General features: G+C 72.0%; 12 protein-coding genes. 8 read left to right on the plus strand and 4 right to left on the minus strand.

What is annotated here, in order from left to right; all coding sequences use genetic code 11:
* The first annotated feature begins 13 nt into the window (after positions 1-13).
* Complete coding sequence (locus O7623_RS01195; protein WP_282226711.1) at positions 14-1,399, plus strand: short-chain fatty acyl-CoA regulator family protein; 1,386 nt, start codon at positions 14-16, stop codon at positions 1,397-1,399.
* On the opposite strand, the gene O7623_RS01200 is transcribed toward O7623_RS01195, so the two are convergent.
* A complete protein-coding gene (locus O7623_RS01200) occupies positions 1,389-2,636 on the minus strand; it encodes an ROK family transcriptional regulator (protein ID WP_282226712.1) in 1,248 nt (415 codons plus the stop codon). The genes O7623_RS01195 and O7623_RS01200 overlap by 11 nt on opposite strands.
* Positions 2,637-2,718: 82 nt before the next feature.
* The gene (locus O7623_RS01205) at positions 2,719-4,221 is read right to left on the minus strand and encodes an RICIN domain-containing protein (protein ID WP_282226713.1); all 1,503 of its coding nucleotides are present in this window, start codon (positions 4,219-4,221) and stop codon (positions 2,719-2,721) included.
* A gap of 255 nt (positions 4,222-4,476) precedes the next feature.
* Here O7623_RS01205 and O7623_RS01210 point away from each other — a divergent pair, with 255 nt between their 5' ends.
* The 4 genes from O7623_RS01210 to O7623_RS01225 all read left to right on the plus strand — a co-directional run bounded on the left by O7623_RS01210 (position 4,477) and on the right by O7623_RS01225 (position 9,922).
* The gene (locus tag O7623_RS01210) at positions 4,477-5,091 is read left to right on the plus strand and encodes a nitroreductase family protein (RefSeq protein WP_282226714.1); all 615 of its coding nucleotides are present in this window, start codon (positions 4,477-4,479) and stop codon (positions 5,089-5,091) included.
* A 160-nt stretch (positions 5,092-5,251) separates the two neighbouring features.
* Positions 5,252-6,844, plus strand: a complete 1,593-nt coding sequence (locus tag O7623_RS01215; RefSeq protein WP_282226715.1) for an SPFH domain-containing protein — start codon at positions 5,252-5,254, stop codon at positions 6,842-6,844.
* Positions 6,841-8,151 carry an SPFH domain-containing protein gene (locus O7623_RS01220; protein ID WP_282226716.1) on the plus strand — a complete coding sequence of 437 codons (1,311 nt, stop codon included), beginning with the start codon at positions 6,841-6,843 and terminating at the stop codon, positions 8,149-8,151. Before O7623_RS01215 ends, O7623_RS01220 begins: the two co-directional genes overlap by 4 nt.
* 91 nt (positions 8,152-8,242) lie before the next feature.
* A complete protein-coding gene (locus O7623_RS01225) occupies positions 8,243-9,922 on the plus strand; it encodes a family 43 glycosylhydrolase (protein WP_282226717.1) in 1,680 nt (559 codons plus the stop codon).
* A gap of 37 nt (positions 9,923-9,959) precedes the next feature.
* Here the strand turns inward: O7623_RS01225 and O7623_RS01230 are convergent, their stop codons facing one another.
* Positions 9,960-10,613 (minus strand): MBL fold metallo-hydrolase, encoded by a 654-nt coding sequence (locus tag O7623_RS01230; RefSeq protein ID WP_282226718.1) that lies wholly within the window; start codon positions 10,611-10,613, stop codon positions 9,960-9,962.
* A gap of 211 nt (positions 10,614-10,824) precedes the next feature.
* On the opposite strand from O7623_RS01230, the gene rsgA reads away from it, so the two are divergent.
* Positions 10,825-11,892, plus strand: coding sequence for a ribosome small subunit-dependent GTPase A (gene rsgA, locus O7623_RS01235; protein WP_282226719.1), 1,068 nt, complete (start codon positions 10,825-10,827; stop codon positions 11,890-11,892).
* Between the two features lie 45 nt (positions 11,893-11,937).
* On the opposite strand, the gene O7623_RS01240 is transcribed toward rsgA, so the two are convergent.
* Positions 11,938-13,020, minus strand: coding sequence for an LCP family protein (locus O7623_RS01240; protein ID WP_282226720.1), 1,083 nt, complete (start codon positions 13,018-13,020; stop codon positions 11,938-11,940).
* 509 nt (positions 13,021-13,529) lie between these two features.
* On the opposite strand from O7623_RS01240, the gene uvrA reads away from it, so the two are divergent.
* Positions 13,530-16,514, plus strand: coding sequence for an excinuclease ABC subunit UvrA (uvrA, locus tag O7623_RS01245; RefSeq protein ID WP_282226721.1), 2,985 nt, complete (start codon positions 13,530-13,532; stop codon positions 16,512-16,514).
* A gap of 147 nt (positions 16,515-16,661) precedes the next feature.
* A complete protein-coding gene (locus tag O7623_RS01250) occupies positions 16,662-17,165 on the plus strand; it encodes a Rieske 2Fe-2S domain-containing protein (protein WP_282226722.1) in 504 nt (167 codons plus the stop codon).
* Positions 17,166-17,261: the final 96 nt, after the last annotated feature.

Genomic DNA, 17,261 nt, shown 5'->3' on the forward strand with positions numbered 1-17,261 from the left:
GGAGGTGCGGGCGGTGACCAAGACCTTCGCCGGTGCCCGGCTGCGCCGGATGCGCGAGGAGCGGGGCATCAGCCAGACCGAGCTGGCCCGGCAGCTCAACATCTCCGCGAGCTATCTCAACCAGATCGAGCACGATTCCCGACCGCTGACCGTCGCCGTACTGATGCGGATCACCGAGGTGTTCGGCGTCGATCCGACCAGCTTCGCCCCGCACGACACCCCGCGCCTGGTCGCCGGGCTGCGTGAGGCGCTCGGCGCCCGCGCCGGGATCGGCGAGCTGACCGAGTTCGCCTCCCGGCTGCCCGAGGTGGCCGAGGCGGTCATCGACCTGCACCGGCGCTACCAGCAGGTCGACGAGCAGCTGTCCGAACTGGTCGGCGACCGGGAACGGCTCGGCCACAGCCCGCACGACCAGGTCACCGAGTTCTTCTACCGGCGGCAGAACTACGTTCCGGCGGTCGACGAGGCGGCCGAACGGCTCGCCGGGCAGATCGGCATCCGCCGGGGCGAGGCCCGCACGGCGTTGCAGGACCGCCTCGCGCAGCGCCACGGCGTACGGATCTCCCGCGACGACGCCGAGTCCCTCGGCGGTGAGCTGCACCGCTACCGACCGCAGACCCGGACCCTGCACCTGTCGACCTCGCTGCGCGCCGGGCAGGAGGCGATCCGGATGGCCGCCCAGATCGCTCTGCTGGAGTACGCCGACGTGATCGACGAGATCATCGAGGAGGAGGGGTTCACCGACGTCCAGACCCAGATCCTCACCCGGGTCGGGCTGGCCAACTACTTCGCGGCGGCGCTGGTCCTGCCGTACGAGCAGTTCCTCACCGCCGCCGAGCAGCGCCGCTACGACATCGACCTGCTCACCGAGCACTTCGCGGTGGGCTGGGAGACCGTCTGCCACCGGCTCAGCACCCTGCAACGGCCCCGTGCACGCGGGGTGCCGTTCTCGTTCGTCCGGGTCGACCGGGCCGGCAACATGTCCAAGCGTCAGTCCGCGACCGGGTTCCCGTTCTCCCGCACCGGCGGCACGTGTCCGCTGTGGAACGTCTACGAGGCGTTCGGTTCGCCGGGCCGGGTGGTCACCCAGATCGCCGCGATGCCCGACGGCCAGCGTTACCTGTGGATCGCCCGCACCGTCATCCGGCACAACGGCGGCTACGGTCAACCCGGCAAGGTGTACGCGATCGGTTTGGGCTGCCAGACCCGCCACGCCGGCCGGCTCGTCTACTCCGCCGGGATGGACCTGCACGCCGCCGACGCGGCCACCCCGATCGGCCCCGGCTGCAAGACCTGTGAGCGGATGACCTGCCCGCAGCGGGCCGCCCCACCGATCAGCCGCCAGCTCGACGTCGACGTCAACCGCAGCACTTTCATCCCGTACCCGCTCAAGGACTGAGCCGGGCGCGGGCCCGCGCCGGCGGCGCGCCGACCGCCGCGACCAGGCCCTCCAGGGCGAACGTCGCCGCGCCGAGACTGACCGGGTTGCCGGCGACCCGGCCCAGGGTGATCTCGGCCGCCGCCAGCGGCCGGCGCAGCGCGTGCCGGGCGGCCTGCGCCCGGACCCCGTCGAGCAGCGCCGGCCCGAGCCGGGCCGCGACCCACCCGCTGAGCGCCACCACCTGCGGGTTGACCAGGTTCACCAGGTCGGCGACGGCGACCCCCAGGTGGTACGCGGTGTCGGCGACGACCGCGAGCGCGGTCGGATCCGCAGCCGCCACCCCGGCGGCGAGCGCGTCGATGGTGGCGGTCTGATCGTCGGTCCGCAGCATCGGGCTGGCCGGATCCCGCTCGCGCAGGTGGGCCACGATCCCGGGGGCCCCGACGTACGCTTCGACGCAGCCCCGGGCCCCGCAGTGGCAGGCCCGCCCGTCGGGGACCAGCCGGGTGTGCCCCCACTCGCCGGCGCTGTTGGTGGCACCCCGGTAGAGGCTGCCGCCGAAGGCCAGGCCGGCGCCGACACCGGTGCCGAGAGTCAGTACGGCGACGTGGTCGCGCCCCCGGCCGGCCCCGAACCACAGTTCGGCGACGACGCTGGCCCGCAACGGGTTGTCCAGGTGCAGCGGCAGGTCGAGGCGCGCGGGCAGGTCCAGCGCGGCGGCGAGCAGACCCCGCAGTGGTACGTCGTGCCAGTTCCAGTTGGGCGCGAACGCGCTGACCCCGCCTTCGCGGTCGACCTGACCGGGCACGCTGACCCCGACGCCGAGCAGCCGGCGGCGGGCGACACGTCGGTCCCGCAGCACCGCGTGCACCCCGGTGACCACGTGCGCGACGACCTGCTCCGGCCGGTTCTCCGCCGGGTGCAGCCGGTCGGTGTGGCTGGCCAGCACGGTCAACGTCGGGTCGAAGGCGTCGACGTGCACGTACGTCTCGGCGACGTCGACGCCGACGAGGACGCCGCCGGCCGGGTCGACCGCGACCAGGCCGCGCGGGCGGCCGCCGCCGGAGTCCTGGAACCCGACCTCGGTGAGCAGCCCCAGGTCCAGCAGTTGGGTGACGAGGGTGGAGACGGTGGCCTGGCTCAGCCCGGTCTCGGTGGCCACCTCCTGACGGGACACCGCGCCGGCGGCGAGGATCTGCCGCAGCACCTCGAACCGGTTGGCGACCCGGATGTCCCTGGAGGTACGCCGCACCATCGCCCACCCCCGTCCGCCCTCGCCGTACGCCGCCGCACCCAGTGTGCCGGTCGTGGCGGCGACGTACGGCAGGTGGGCGGCGCTAGACCACGCCGACCCGCTGGAACTGCTGGTTGGCGGCGGTGCCGCAGGTGTACTGGATCACCCGGGCGCTGTCGGCGGTGGAGTAGCCGGCGACGTCCAGGCACTTGCCGCTGTGCCGGGCCACGATCCGCAGGTGGCCGGAGCCGACGTCGACCAGTTGCCACTGTTGGTCGGTGCGGCCGGCCTGGCAGGCGTACTGGGCGATGGTGGCGTGGTCGGCGGTGGAGCCACCGGCGACGGTCAGGCAGCGGTCGCTGTGCCGGGCCACCAACTGGTGGTAGCCGGTGCCGAGGTCACGCAGCTGCCAGTGCTGGTTGCCACCGTTGTGGCAGCCGTACTGGGCGACCTCGGTGGCGTCGGCGGTGGAGGCGTTGAGCACGTCGAGGCACTTGCCGCTGTGCCGGGCCCGCAAAGTCTCGTAGGCGTACCCGCCGCCGACGCCGGTGACCTGCCCGGTGACGGTGTCGATGCTGACCTGCGGATGCCAGCTCATGCTCAGTGTCCGCGCCGACGGGAAGGTCAGCGGCAGCCAGACGTAGCGCGACTCGTTGACCCGGCCACCCCAGGCGCTGGCCCACCGGTCGCCGAGGTAGAGGTAGGAGGTGGTGGCGGTGCCCTGCACCGGCAGCACGTACGCCGGCTGGGAGCCGTAGGTGATGCTGTCGCCGAGGTTGGTCGGTGCCGTCCAGGTGCCGGTGATGGCGGTGGCGGTGGCGTACCGGGCCTGGTTGGGCTGCCAGCCGGTGGCGCCGGAGGTGACGAGGAAGTAGACACCGTCGCGTTTGAACATCGCCGGTGCCTCGCGGTAGTTGCCCGGCCAGAGGGTCTGGACCAGGGCGGCGACGCCGGTGTAGTCGGGCGTCAGCCGGTAGATGTTCAGGTCCGCGTTGACCCGGGTCGAGGAGATCAGGTACGCGGTGCCGTCGTCGTCGCGGTAGACGGTCATGTCCCGGGAGTCGTAGCCGAGCGGCCGGAAACTGCCGAGGTACGTGTAGTTGCCGTCGACGGTGTCGGAGGTGGCGACCGCCACCCGGGCCTGGCCGTAGTCGACGCCGTTCTCCCAGTGCATCCAGAGCACGTACTTGCCGGTGGCCGGGTTGTAGAGGATCTTGGGCCGTTCGATGTTGGCGACCGCCAGCTCCGGGCTGCTGGACTGGCGCAGCACGTGGTTGCGCAACTCCCAGGTGCGCAGGTCGGTTGACCGGTAGACGGAGACGTACCGGAAGGTGTGGTCGTCGTGGCGGTTCTCGCCGAACCAGTAGTAGTGGGCGCCGACCTTGATCATGCCGCCGCCGTGGGCGTGCACACCGGCGCCGGTGGTATCGGTGAACTGGGTGCCGTTGGTGACGGTCACCGGCGCGGCGGCGGCCGGTGCGGCCATCAGGGCGAGCGGGGCGAGCAGCGCGACGCAGGCGGCGGCGCGGGCGACGGCGGCGGCGCGGGCGACGGGCCGTGGGTGGGGGAGTTGGCCGGGGTCGACGGCGCGGGGTACGGCAGGCACGGGCTGCCTCCTTCGGTGGGGTGGGGCCGATGTGACGTGCGAGGACGGCCGGACGGCACATCTATTGACCCTTAGATTAAGTAATTGAGCGATGAAAGTCGATGGTGTGGGAGTGGGTCCGGGCGCTGCTGGCATCGTGACGGTGAGCGGTCGGCCCATTGTGGGCCACGACACCCGTCTTATAGTTGAATGCTCAACCGATGTCGTCGTACGGTCGACCCGGCCGTCACCACCTCGACCCGACAGGAGCGTCCGGTGTCCGACCTACGCAAGACCGCGACCAGCGCCGAGCCGCTGCACCCGCTGCTCGCCGAGCGATGGAGCCCCCGCGCCTTCGACCCGGACCACCAGCTCACCGACCGGCAGATCACCGCGCTGCTGGAGGCCGCCCGGTGGGCGCCGAGCGCCGGCAACAGTCAACCCTGGCGGTTCGCGGTCACCCGTCGGGGCAGCGCCGCCCACGCCAGCGTGCTCGACACACTGGATCCCGCCAACCAGGTCTGGGCGCACGCCGCCGCCGTGCTGATCGTGGTCGCGGCGCAGTCGGTCACCGCTGACGGAGCCAGCCGCCCCTGGGCCGCCTACGACACCGGCCAGGCGGTCGCGCACCTGTCCGTCCAGGCCCAGCACGAAGGACTGGCCGTGCATCAGATGGGCGGTTTCGACCGCGACCGGCTCGCCGCGCTGCTCGCCCACGACCCGACGGTCACCCCGCTGTCCGTCGTCGCGGTCGGTCGCCGCGCCCCGGCCGACGGCCTCGACGATCTCGATGCCTCCCTCGGCGAGCGCGAGCGTGCCCCGCGACAGCGACTTTCAGTGACCGATCTGATGCTCACGGTGGGTCCGGCCCTGGTTGCCGACCACCGTTGACCGGGTCGGTCACGGCATCGCACCCACCCGACTTGACCTGGGTCGCTAGCATTCGCGGGACCTGGAACTTGCCGGAAGGGGAGCCGTGTCACGGGTCCAGCAAGGAATACGTACCGCCGCCCAAGCAATCGCTCAGGGTGGTGATCCCCGGCAGATCGCGATGGCGGAGCTGCAGCGTCGAGGGGCCGCCGTGACCGGCGGGGCCGGTCAGCCCACCGGGGCCGGCCGGTCCGGCGCAGGCAACCGGGGGCCGTTGGCCGAGGACGGGATGGACCCGGTCGACTTCCCGGCCGCCCGCGACCTCGGCGGCAGCATCGACACCGTCATGGAGCAGCGCCGGGTTCCGCTCGACGACGCCGGTGAGGTGCTCAACCGCAGCGAGCAGCGCCGCGACGAGTCCGGGCAGGCGCACGTCATCTGCCCGATGGTGATCCCCCGTGGCCGGTCCCTCGCCACCATGCTGCCGGTGTCGCTGCTGCTCGTCCTCGGCGCGCTCGCCGCCGTCGTCATCTGGGCCGCCGGTGGCAGCGTGCTGTTCAACCCGTTCTTCGGCATCCATTACTGGCTGCTGTCGTTGTTCGCCGTCGGCTTCGTCTGGTGGCGCCAGGGCATGGTGATGGTGCCCGACGGCTGCGCCGCGCTGATCACCCGCTTCGGCAAGCTGGAGCAGGTCGTCGGCCCCGGTCGGGTGATCCTGCTGAACCCGTGGAAGCGGGTGTCGTACATCGTCAACACCACCCGCGAGTACCCGTTCAACGCCCCGGTGCGCGAGGCCCCCACCAAGGGCGGGGTGAAGGCCTCCATCGACCTGTTCATCCAGTTCCGGATCAGCGACCCGGTCGAGTTCGTCTACACCCTCGGCGCGGTGCGCGGCTTCGAGGAGAAGCTCAGCAACGCGGTCAGCGAGACCATCCGCAGCCTGATCTACGAGCAGGAGGCGGCCGAGATCTACAACATGGTCGGCGAGGACACCGGCCGCCTGCTGGAACAGCTCAACCAGCAGTTCCGCCCGGCGGTCGAGTTGACCAACGCCAACATCACCCACGCCGAACCCTCCGACCGCGAGTACCGGATGGACCTGGCCGCCCCGGAGATGGTGCGGGTCGCCAAGGACGCCTACACCCACCAGTACGCGCTGCAGTTGCGCAAGGAGCAGGACGAAGGTGACCTGACCAAGGAGCTGGCCACCCTGCAGGAGACCCTGTCGGCGATCCAGGCCGACATCGCCCAGTACCAGGCGCAGATGGATACCGCCGTCGAGCGGGAGACCAACCGGGCCGAGGCGCTGGCCCGCCAGCGCTACGTCTCCGCCGAATCCGAGGCGCGGGCCAACGCCGCGTTGCTGGAGGCCCAGGCACTGGACATCCGGGCGGTCACCGCCGCCGAGGCCCCCGAGATCCTCGAATACCGCTACCAGCGTGAGGTGCTCGACACCCTGGAGGAGATCGCCGACCACCTGCCCCGGCTGGTACGCATCGGCGGCTCGGCCGACCCGAACGGCGCGGTCGGCGTGGACCTGCTGAAACTGGCCCGCGAAATGGTCGGCGAGCGGGGCGCGGAGCTGTTCAGCGACACCGACATGGCCGCCATGCGGACCCGGCTGGCCGAGGTCGCCGCCCGCATCGCCGAACGCGAGCCGGAGATCGCCGCACTGCGCGAGGCCGACCGGCCGACCGTCACCACCGTCGATACCAACCCGCTGACCCCCGGTACGCCGGAGCTGACCGACGACGCCACGGAGGTTCGGCCGTGATCAACAAGTTCGCCAGTGGCCGTTCGGTGATCTCCGAGGCCGTCGCACCCTGGAGCGAGCTCGCCCAACTGTTGCGTGGCGGCGACGCCGGCAGCCTCGTCCCGGTGGTGATCCCCAAGCACCGCCGTCGGCTCGGCTGGATGGTGCCGCTCTGGCTCGGCCTGCTCGCCCTGCTCAGCGGGGTGATGTTCACCGTACGCGGCGACGACGGGCTGATCGGTGCCGCCTACGGCGCGCTCGCCGGCGCCAGCTGGGCCGTCGGGGTGCTGTTGCTGCTGCTCGGCGCGCTCTGGTGGTGGCGCTCGTCGATCGTGGAGATCGAACAGGGCACGCACGGCGTCCTGACCCGGTACGGTGCGGTGACCCGCACGCTGGAGCCGGGCCGGCACTACCTGTGGCACCCGTGGTCCCGGGTCGACTTCGTCGTCGACGTCGCCACCGAGATCCCGTACTCGGCGCCGGTGATGGCCTGCCCGACCCGGGAGAACGTGCCGCTGCGTTCGATCGAGTTCTTCATGAAGCTGCGGATCACCGATGCGGTGCTGTTCGTGCGGACCATCGGCGCCGGCAACTTCGACCTGGTGCTGTCCAGTGCCGTGCAGGACGCCATCCGGCAACGGGCCCGCCAGGTGCAGACCGAGCGGGCGTACGACCTGCGCGGCTCCGACGTCGCCGACATGCAGGAGCTGCTCAACCGGCAGCTGTCCCGCTACGGGGTACGGATCACCGGCTGCAACATCCCGGACGTGCAGCTGCCCACCCAGTACCAGCAGCACCTGGCCACCCGGGAACGGGTCGCCAAGGAGCACGCCGCGTACGAGCAGGAGTGGGGTCTGACCCGCAAGCGGCGCATCGACAGCCTGCAGATGGACATCGAGCGGGCCAAGAAGGTGCGCGACGCCCGGTTCGTCGAGGTCAAAGCAGCCCTGAACAAGGCCCGGGAGCAGGTCGCCCAGCTGTTGGAGCAGCAGGAGACCAACGCCCAGCGGGTCCGGTTCGAGATCGAGACCCGGGGCCGCAGCGGGCTGATCGCCGCCGAGAACGAGGCAAAGGCACAGCGGCGACTCGCCCAGGCGTACCGGGACAACCGGGCCGTGCTCCAGTACGAGCTGGCGCTGCGGCGTCTGGAGGTCGGTGCGGAACTGGCCAACAAGGCCCCGCAGCCGGTGGTGGTGCGCACCGACGGGGCCGGCGGTGGTGGCATCGACACCTCCGCGTTGTCCACCCTGCTCACCGCGCAGCTGCTGCCGCGCGCCGCCGCGTTGCCCACCAGCGGGAGCGCCGCCGTGGAGCAGCAGGACAGCTGACCGCCGCCCGGTGCGGGTGGGGCGACACCGACCCCACCCGCACCGGGGATCCGGGTACCGTGCGGCACGGGACCGGACTCGGGAGGTCGAGGTGACGACAGTGGACGGATGGGGTGGCGGCGTGTTCGTCAACCCGGTGATCCCCGGCTTTCATCCGGACCCGAGCGTCTGCCGGGTCGGCGTCGACTACTACCTGGTCTGCTCCAGTTTCGAGTACTTCCCCGGCGTACCGGTCTTCCACAGCCGCGACCTGGTCCACTGGCGGCAGATCGGCAACGCGTTGGAGCGCCCCGACCAGCTGACGATCCCGGCGGCGACGCCGTCCTCCGGCGGGGTGTACGCGCCGACCCTGCGCCACCACGACGGCCGGTTCTGGCTGATCACCACGAACGTCGCCCCCGGCGGTGGGAACCTGCTGGTCACCGCGACCGACCCGGCCGGACCCTGGTCCGACCCGGTACGGCTGCCCGGCGTTCCCGGCATCGACCCGGACCTGGCCTGGGACGACGAGGGCACCTGCTGGTGCACGTACGCCGGAGTCGGCCAGGTGCGCATCGACCCGGCGACCGGTGCCACGATCGGCGACCCGCGCCGGCTCTGGTCCGGCACCCCTGGGGCGCAGGCACCGGAAGCCCCGCATCTGTACCGGATCGGCGACCACTGGTACCTGCTGATCGCCGAGGGCGGCACGGAACGCGGCCACGGCATCTCGATCGCCCGTGGCCCGGCGCCGGACGGGCCGTTCGTGCCGTGCCCGACCAACCCGATCCTCAGCCACCGCAGCACCGACCGGCCGATCCAGAACACCGGCCACGGTGACCTGGTCGAAGGGCCCGACGGATCCTGGTGGCTGGTGCTGCTCGGCACCCGGCCGGGCGGTGGCACCCCCGGTTGGCACGGACTCGGCCGGGAGACCTTCCTCGCCCCGGTCGACTGGGTCGACGGCTGGCCCGTCGTCGGCGACCTGGTCGAACGGATGCCCGCGCCGCCCTGGCCGGCGGTGCCGGCACCGCTGCCGCCGGTACGCGACGACTTCGACAGCGCCTGGTTGGATCCACGGTGGATCTCCGTACGGTCCCGGCCGGACGACGTCTGGTCGACGAGCGATCCGCCGGGCTGGCTGAGCCTGCGGGCACGTGGCGCGTCGCTCGACGACCCGGACGTCACCTTCGTCGGCCGACGTGCCAGCGTTCGTTACCGTGAACCGGTGACCCCAGCGCGTCAGGCCGGCATCGCCCGCCTGGGCATCGACTTCGGGTTCCTCCAGCACGGTGGCGGTGCTCGCGTCGCCGCACCGGGAGCCGCGTCCGTTGCTGTTCGACGGTTCACCGCTGCTGCCCTCGGCGGTCTGCCTCGACCCGACCGGACGCGTCCTGGTCGGCCGGGACGCGTACCACACGGCGATGTCGATGCCGGAGGCCTTCGAGCCGTACCCCAAGCAGCGGGTCGACGACGAGTCGGTTCTGCTCGGCGGGACGGAGGTCGCGGTGTCGCGGCTGTACCGGGCAGTGCTGGAACGGGTGGTCGTCGAGGCACGGCACAGCGCCGGGCAGCCGGCGGGCGCGCCGATGGAGGTCGTGTTGACCTGCCCAGTCGCCTGGGGGCAGCGTCGCCGGGCCATCGTGCGGCACCTGGCGGCGGCGCTCGGCCACGGCGACGCCTGGCAGCGGCTGGACCGACCGACGACCACGCCGGACCCCGGCTCCTCGCCGACGCCGACGGCGAGCCCGTCGCCCAGCTACCCGCCCGGTGCCGACCCGTGCCTGACTGACGCCTCGCCCGACGGCGGCGCCGCCGTCGGGCGCCACTCACCAGCCGCGCGCCCGCCACGCCGGCAGCGCCGGCCGCTCGGCGCCCAACGTCGAATCCCTGCCGTGCCCGGGGTAGAACCAGGTGTCGTCGGGCAGCCGGTCGAACAGCTTGTGCTCCACGTCGTCGATCAGCGAGGTGAAGTCGCGCTGGTCGCCACGGGTGTTGCCGACCCCGCCAGGGAACAACGAGTCCCCGGTGAACAGGTGGGCGACTCCGTCGGGGTCCCGGTGGAGCAGGGCGATCGACCCGGGGGTGTGCCCGACCAGGTGGACGACCTCCAACTCGCCGTCGCCGACGGTGATCCGGTCGCCGTCGGCGACGGTGGCGGTGACCAGCGGCAGGCCGTCGGCGTCGGCCGGGTGGGCCAGTGACGCCGCGCCGGTCGTGGTCACCACTTCCTCCAGGGCCACCCAGTGGTCCATGTGCTGATGCGTGGTGACCACGGTGGCCAGCCCCGCCGGGCCGGCCAGCTCCAACAGCCGGGGTGCCTCGTTGGCCGCGTCGATCAGCAGTTGCTCGCCGGTACGCCGGCAGCGCAGCAGGTACGCGTTGTTGTCCATCGGGCCGACCGCGACCTTGGTGATGGTCAGGGTGGTCAGTTCCCGGGTGTCCGGCGGTCCGCCGACGGTGACGTCTCCCGAGTAGGACACCGCAACCTCCTGCTGGTCGTGGCCCGGCGGAATTGGGTTTCCCGGGCTGCCGGGTGAAGGCTACCGTTGCTCCGACGCGTCAGGCAGAACTCGTGGGAAGGAGGTGATGGCGACCGTGCCCGTGTGCTGCGGTACGCCCGCCCGTCCTTTCCTCCGGTGCCGACCGGCCGTCACGGCCGGCCGGTGCCCCTCGACCTGACAAGGGTTCCCCATGACGTTCGACCTCGCGTCCCTCGGTTGGGACGCCTCCTACGACCGTGCCCTGACCACTGTCGACGCCGGTGACCGGCCAGGCCGGGTCACCCGGGTGGACCGGGGCGTGTGCACCGTACTGACCGCTGACGGTCCGGTACGCGCGAGCATCGCCGGTGCCGTCCTGACTGCGGCGGCCGCCGACCCGGTGGCGCTGCCCTGCGCCGGGGACTGGGTGACCGTGCGGCGGTGGCCGGACCAGCGGATCACCGCGCAACGGGTGCTGCCCCGGCGGACCATGCTGGTCCGGCGTACCGCCGGGAAGGACTCCACCGGCCAGGTCCTGGCCGCCAACATCGACACCGCAGCGGTCGTCGAACCGATGCATCCGGCCCCCGACGTGGGCCGGGTCGAACGGTTCCTCGCGCTCGCCTGGGAGTCCGGGGCCGCACCGGTGGTGCTGCTCACCAAGTGCGACGCCGCCGCCGATCCGGCGGCGGTGGCCGGGTCGTTGTCCGCCGTGGCGCCGGGGGTGCCGGTGATCGCGGTGAGCGCGCAACGCGGCGACGGGCTGGCGCAGGTCCGCCCGTACGTGGCCGCCGGGCGCACCCTCGGTCTGCTCGGCCCGTCCGGCGCCGGCAAGTCGACCCTGGTCAACGCGCTCGCCGGGGCCGAGGTGATGGGCACCCAGCAGATCCGTCGGGTCGACGGCAAGGGCCGGCACACCACCACGTACCGGGCGTTGATCCCGATTCCGGGCGGGGGTGCGGTGCTGGACACCCCAGGGGTGCGGGCGGTGGGGCTGCTGGACGCCGCCGACGGCCTGGACGAGGCCTTCGCCGATGTGGCGCAGTTGGCGGCGCAGTGCCGGTTCGTCGACTGCGGGCACGGCCCCGAGCCGGGTTGCGCGGTGCGGGCCGCGTTGGACTCCGGTGAGCTGCCGGTGCGTCGTTGGGAGAGCTGGCAGCGGCTGCAGCGGGAGGTGGCCTACGAGATGCGTCGCCGCGACGTCCGGTTGGCCGCCGCCGAGCGGGCCAAGTGGAAGCGAATAACCAAGGAGCACCGGGGACGACACCGACCGGCCTGAGTACCCGGCCGGCAGCTCACCGCCCGGTGAGCTGCCGGCCGGCGGTCAGCCGCCGGTGGGGTGCTCGCGCAGCCAGTCGTCGACGGTGTCGGCACGGATCGCCGCGTAGAGGGAGGCGGCCACCTCGTCGTCCGGGAACACCACGCTCTGTCCGGCCCGCTGCCCGGTGCCCGACGAGGGGGAGGTGAGCATGGTGAGGTCGGCGCTGCGCAGCTGGCGCAGCGCCCACACCGTGTCGAACACCGAGGTGGCCTCGTCCACGCTGACCGCGTCGGCGGTGGCCCGCAGGAAGTCGTCGAGCCGGCCGGGGTCGGTGAGCAGGCCGCTGCTGCGGGCCTGGTCGAGTACCGCCGCGATGATCTCCTGCTGGTGGCGCATCCGGGTGAAGTCGCCGTCGGCGAACTGCTTGCGCTGGCGGGCGTAGTCCAGGGCGGTCTGCCCGTCCATGTGCTGCAGGCCGGGGGTGAACTGCCGGTACGGCGGGTGGACCGAGGTGAACGGCTCGTCGACGGCGAGGTCGATGCCGCCGACCGCGTCGATGATGTCGGCGAAGCCGCCGAAGTCGATCAGCACGACGTGGTCGATGCGGACACCGGTGAACGCCTCCACGGTCTGCACCAGCAGCGGCGTGCCGCCGGTGGCGTACGCGGAATTGATCTTGTCTTCCCGGCCGTCTCCGGTGCCGTCCGGGTCGGGCACCCGGACCCAGGTGTCCCGGGGGATCGAGACCAGCTGCACGCTGTCAAGCTGCGCCGGCAGGTGGGCCAGGATGATGGTGTCGGTGCGGGAGCCGCCGGTGTCGGGGTCGCGGGAGTCGCTGCCGACGATCAGGAAGTTCCGTGCCTGCTCCACGGCCTTCACCGGCCGCTGCGCCTCGGGCAGGGTGTCGAAGATCTCCACCTTGTCGACCCGTGACTCGACCGAGCGGGCGTACAGCCAGCCGGCGGTCGCCGTACCGCCGATCACCAGCAGCAGCGACAGCCCGACGATCAGCGCGGTCAGGCGCAGCCAGCGCAGGCCGCGCCGGGGGCGCGGCGGCGGGGTCGGCGCGGCGTCCGGGGCCGGTGGATCGGTCGCCGTGGGTGGCACGGCGGGCGGGTCGTCGCTGTTCGCGACCGGTGACGGCATGGAATCAGACGGTACGTCGCGATCGGTCCCGTCGACACTGCCGGCTCGGCTGATCCCTGCTGGTCCGGCCCGGTACGGGGGAGGGGCCGACCCGTCCCACCCCCCGATCGGACGGGCCGGCCCGCTGACGCGTGGAGGAACCCCCGACTCCACGCGAGGTCAAAGGTGACTTGACCAATATGTGGAGTATGCCGGTTGTTGTGGCTGTCGGGGCGGGATTCGCCCGGACCGGTCGGGCCGTACCCCGATCGGGGGACCCGTACCGTGGCCGGCGCTGCCGCAGCCGGCGCCCTCGCCGAGTGCGGGCGTCAGGCGCGTCGGGGAAACTTGTCGGACCCCGGGGCTACAGTTGCCGCTGGCGTGCGACGTGTCGACCGGGCCCCAGCGCCCCTGGGCCCCGGCGATCCGCGCACCACCCGCTCAGCACACCCTCGGTCGTGCTGCCGTGCACCGCACGGCGCAGTCGACCGGACCTGATACGCACACCTCTTCACAGGAGCAGGCGGACCGTGGCCGACCGATTGATCATCCGTGGCGCGCGCGAGCACAACCTTCGCGACGTCAGTCTCGACCTGCCCCGTGACGCGCTGATCGTGTTCACCGGCCTGTCCGGCTCGGGCAAGTCCAGCCTCGCGTTCGACACCATCTTCGCCGAAGGGCAGCGGCGGTACGTGGAGTCGCTGTCGTCGTACGCCCGACAGTTCCTCGGCCAGATGGACAAACCGGACGTCGACTTCATCGAAGGGCTGTCGCCGGCGGTCTCCATCGACCAGAAGTCGACCTCCCGCAACCCCCGGTCGACCGTCGGCACGATCACCGAGGTCTACGACTACCTGCGACTGCTCTTCGCCCGGGTCGGTGAGCCGCACTGCCCGGTCTGCGGCGAACGGATCTCCCGGCAGACCCCGCAGCAGATCGTCGACCGGGTCCTGGCCATGCCCGAGGGCACCCGGTTCATGGTGCTCGCGCCGGTGGTGCGCGGCCGCAAGGGCGAGTACGTCGACCTCTTCGCCGACCTGCAGGCCAAGGGGTACGCCCGGGCCCGGGTCGACGGCGTGGTGCACCCGCTGACCGAGCCGCCGAAGCTGAAGAAGCAGGAGAAGCACACCATCGAAGTGGTCGTCGACCGGCTCACCGTCAAGCCCAGTGCCCGCCGGCGGCTGACCGACTCGGTGGAGTCGGCGCTCGGCCTGGCCGGCGGCATCGTGCTGCTCGACTTCGTCGACCTCGCCGAGGGCGACCCGGGCCGGGAACGCCGCTACTCCGAGCATCTGGCCTGCCCCAACGACCACCCGCTGGCGATCGAGGATCTGGAGCCGCGGGTCTTCTCCTTCAACGCCCCGTACGGAGCCTGCCCGGAGTGCGTCGGGCTGGGCACCAAGAAGGAGGTCGACGCCGAGTTGGTCGTCCCGGACGAGGAGCGCACCCTACGCGACGGCGCGATCGCGCCGTGGTCCGGCGGGCAGACCCAGGAGTACTTCGCCCGGTTGCTCGCCGCCCTCGGCGAGGCCGAGCACTTCGACCTGGACACCCCGTGGCGCAAGCTGCCCAGCCGGGTGCAGAAGACCATCCTGTACGGCTCCGACGACCAGGTGCACGTGCGCTACCGCAACAAGTACGGACGGGAGCGTTCCTACTACACCGGCTTCGAGGGTGTGGTGCAGTGGATCGAGCGTCGGCACACCGACACCGAGTCGGAGTGGTCCCGGGACAAGTACGAGGGCTACATGCGCGACGTGCCCTGCGGCTCCTGCGGCGGGGCCCGGCTCAAGCCCGAGGTGCTGGCCGTCACCGTCGCCGGGCGCAACATCGCCGAGGTGACGGCGCTGTCCGTCGGTGACTGCGCCGACCTGCTGGCCGGGCTGACCCTGACCGACCGGCAGAAGCTGATCGCCGAACGGGTCCTCAAGGAGATCAACGCCCGGCTGCGGTTCCTGGTCGACGTCGGCTTGGACTACCTGTCGCTGGACCGTGCCGCCGGCACCCTCTCCGGCGGCGAGGCGCAGCGGATCCGGCTCGCCACCCAGATCGGCTCCGGCCTGGTCGGAGTGCTGTACGTGCTCGACGAGCCGTCGATCGGCCTGCACCAGCGGGACAACCACCGGCTGATCGAGACCCTGGTCCGGCTGCGGGGGCTGGGCAACACGCTGATCGTCGTCGAGCACGACGAGGACACCATCCGCACCGCCGACTGGATCGTCGACATCGGGCCGGGCGCCGGTGAGCACGGCGGCCGGATCGTGCACAGCGGTCCGGTCGACGACCTGCTCGCCAGCGACGAGTCGCTGACCGGGGCGTACCTGTCCGGTCGCAAGGTCATCCCGGTGCCGGCCAGCCGACGACCGGTCACCGCCGGGCGGGAGCTGGTGGTGCACGGCGCACGGGAGCACAACCTGCGCAACCTGACCGTGCCGTTCCCGCTCGGCCAGCTCATCGCGGTGACCGGGGTCAGCGGGTCGGGCAAGTCGACCCTGGTCAACGACATCCTCTACACCGTGCTGGCCAACCAGATCAACAACGCCCGGCTGGTGCCGGGCCGGCACACCCGGATCAGCGGGCTGGAGCACGTGGACAAGGTCGTCGGGGTCGACCAGTCGCCGATCGGGCGTACCCCGCGGTCGAACCCGGCCACCTACACCGGGGTGTTCGACCACATCCGCCGGCTGTTCGCCGAGACCACCGAGGCGAAGGTACGCGGCTACGGGCCGGGGCGGTTCTCGTTCAACGTCAAGGGAGGCCGGTGCGAGTCGTGCTCCGGTGACGGCACTATCAAGATCGAGATGAACTTCCTGCCGGACGTCTACGTGCCGTGCGAGGTCTGCAAGGGCGACCGGTACAACCGGGAGACCCTCGAGGTGCACTACAAGGGCCGCACCATCGCCGAGATCCTGCAGATGCCGATCGAGGAGGCCGCGGAGTTCTTCGAGGCCATCCCGGCGATCCACCGGCACCTGAAGACCCTGGTCGACGTCGGGCTGGGCTACGTGCGGCTCGGTCAGCCGGCGCCGACGCTGTCCGGCGGCGAGGCCCAGCGGGTCAAGCTCGCCTCCGAGCTGCAGAAGCGGTCGACCGGACGGACGGTGTACGTCCTCGACGAGCCGACCACCGGGCTGCACTTCGAGGACATCCGTAAGCTGCTGACGGTGCTGGCCGGCCTGGTCGACAAGGGCAACACCGTGGTCGTCATCGAGCACAACCTCGATGTGATCAAGACCGCGGACTGGCTGATCGACATGGGGCCGGAAGGCGGGCACCGGGGCGGCACCGTGGTGGCCACCGGCCGGCCGGAGGAGGTCGCCGAGGTGGCGGAGAGCCACACCGGGGCGTTCCTGCGCCCGGTCCTCGGGCTCACCGGTGCTGCCGGTGGGTCGGCCGCCGCCTCCGCCCGCGCGGCCAAGGCCAACGGCGCGACCGGCCGCACGACCGGCGGTTCGACCAGGGCGAAGCGGGGCTCCGGTGCGCGACGCGCGGCCGAAGCGGTCGTACAGCATTGACACAGCGGCCGTACAGCGGTCTCCACGGCTGCCCATGGATCATGGTTCTACCGTCATATCGGGATGAACCGTTCGTGGCGCGTCGCCGTGTCTACTGGCGTGGCTGCGGACGACCAGCCGTGGCAACCAATGAGGAAGGGCTTCCGCATGACTGAGCACCAGACGACGACCGACGCCGTCCCGACCAGCCGTCGCGCGCTGCTGATCGGCGCCGGTGGGGTCGGCGCGACGGTCGCGCTGGCCGCATGTGGCACCGGCGACGACGACACCCTGGGCAACGGCGGCGCGAACGCTCCGGCCGGCACCGGCTCCACCGACGGCACGGACACCGACGGCACGGACACCGGTGGCGACACCGGTTCCGGCGGCGAGGGCCTGACCACCAGCCAGGTCCCGGTCGGCGGCGGCGTGATCCTCGCCGCCCAGGGGGTCGTGGTGACCCAGCCCGCCGAGGGCGAGTTCAAGGCGTTCAGCAACATCTGCACCCACCAGGGCTGCCCGGTGGCCAACCTCGACGGCGGCACGATCAACTGCACCTGCCACTTCAGCAGCTTCTCCATCGAGGACGGTTCGGTGGTCTCCGGCCCGGCCCCCTCGCCGCTGGAGGAGAAGACGGTCACCGTCGACGGCGAATCCCTCACCGTGGCCTGACGTCCCGGTCGGCCCGCCGACCACCCGGCCGTGGCCCGGTGGTCGGCGCAAGGCACCCAGACGGCCCACGGCCGCCCGGCGCGTGCGGCGCCGGGC

Origin of the sequence: Solwaraspora sp. WMMD791 (genome assembly GCF_029581195.1) — a bacterium.
Lineage (GTDB): Bacteria > Actinomycetota > Actinomycetes > Mycobacteriales > Micromonosporaceae > Micromonospora_E.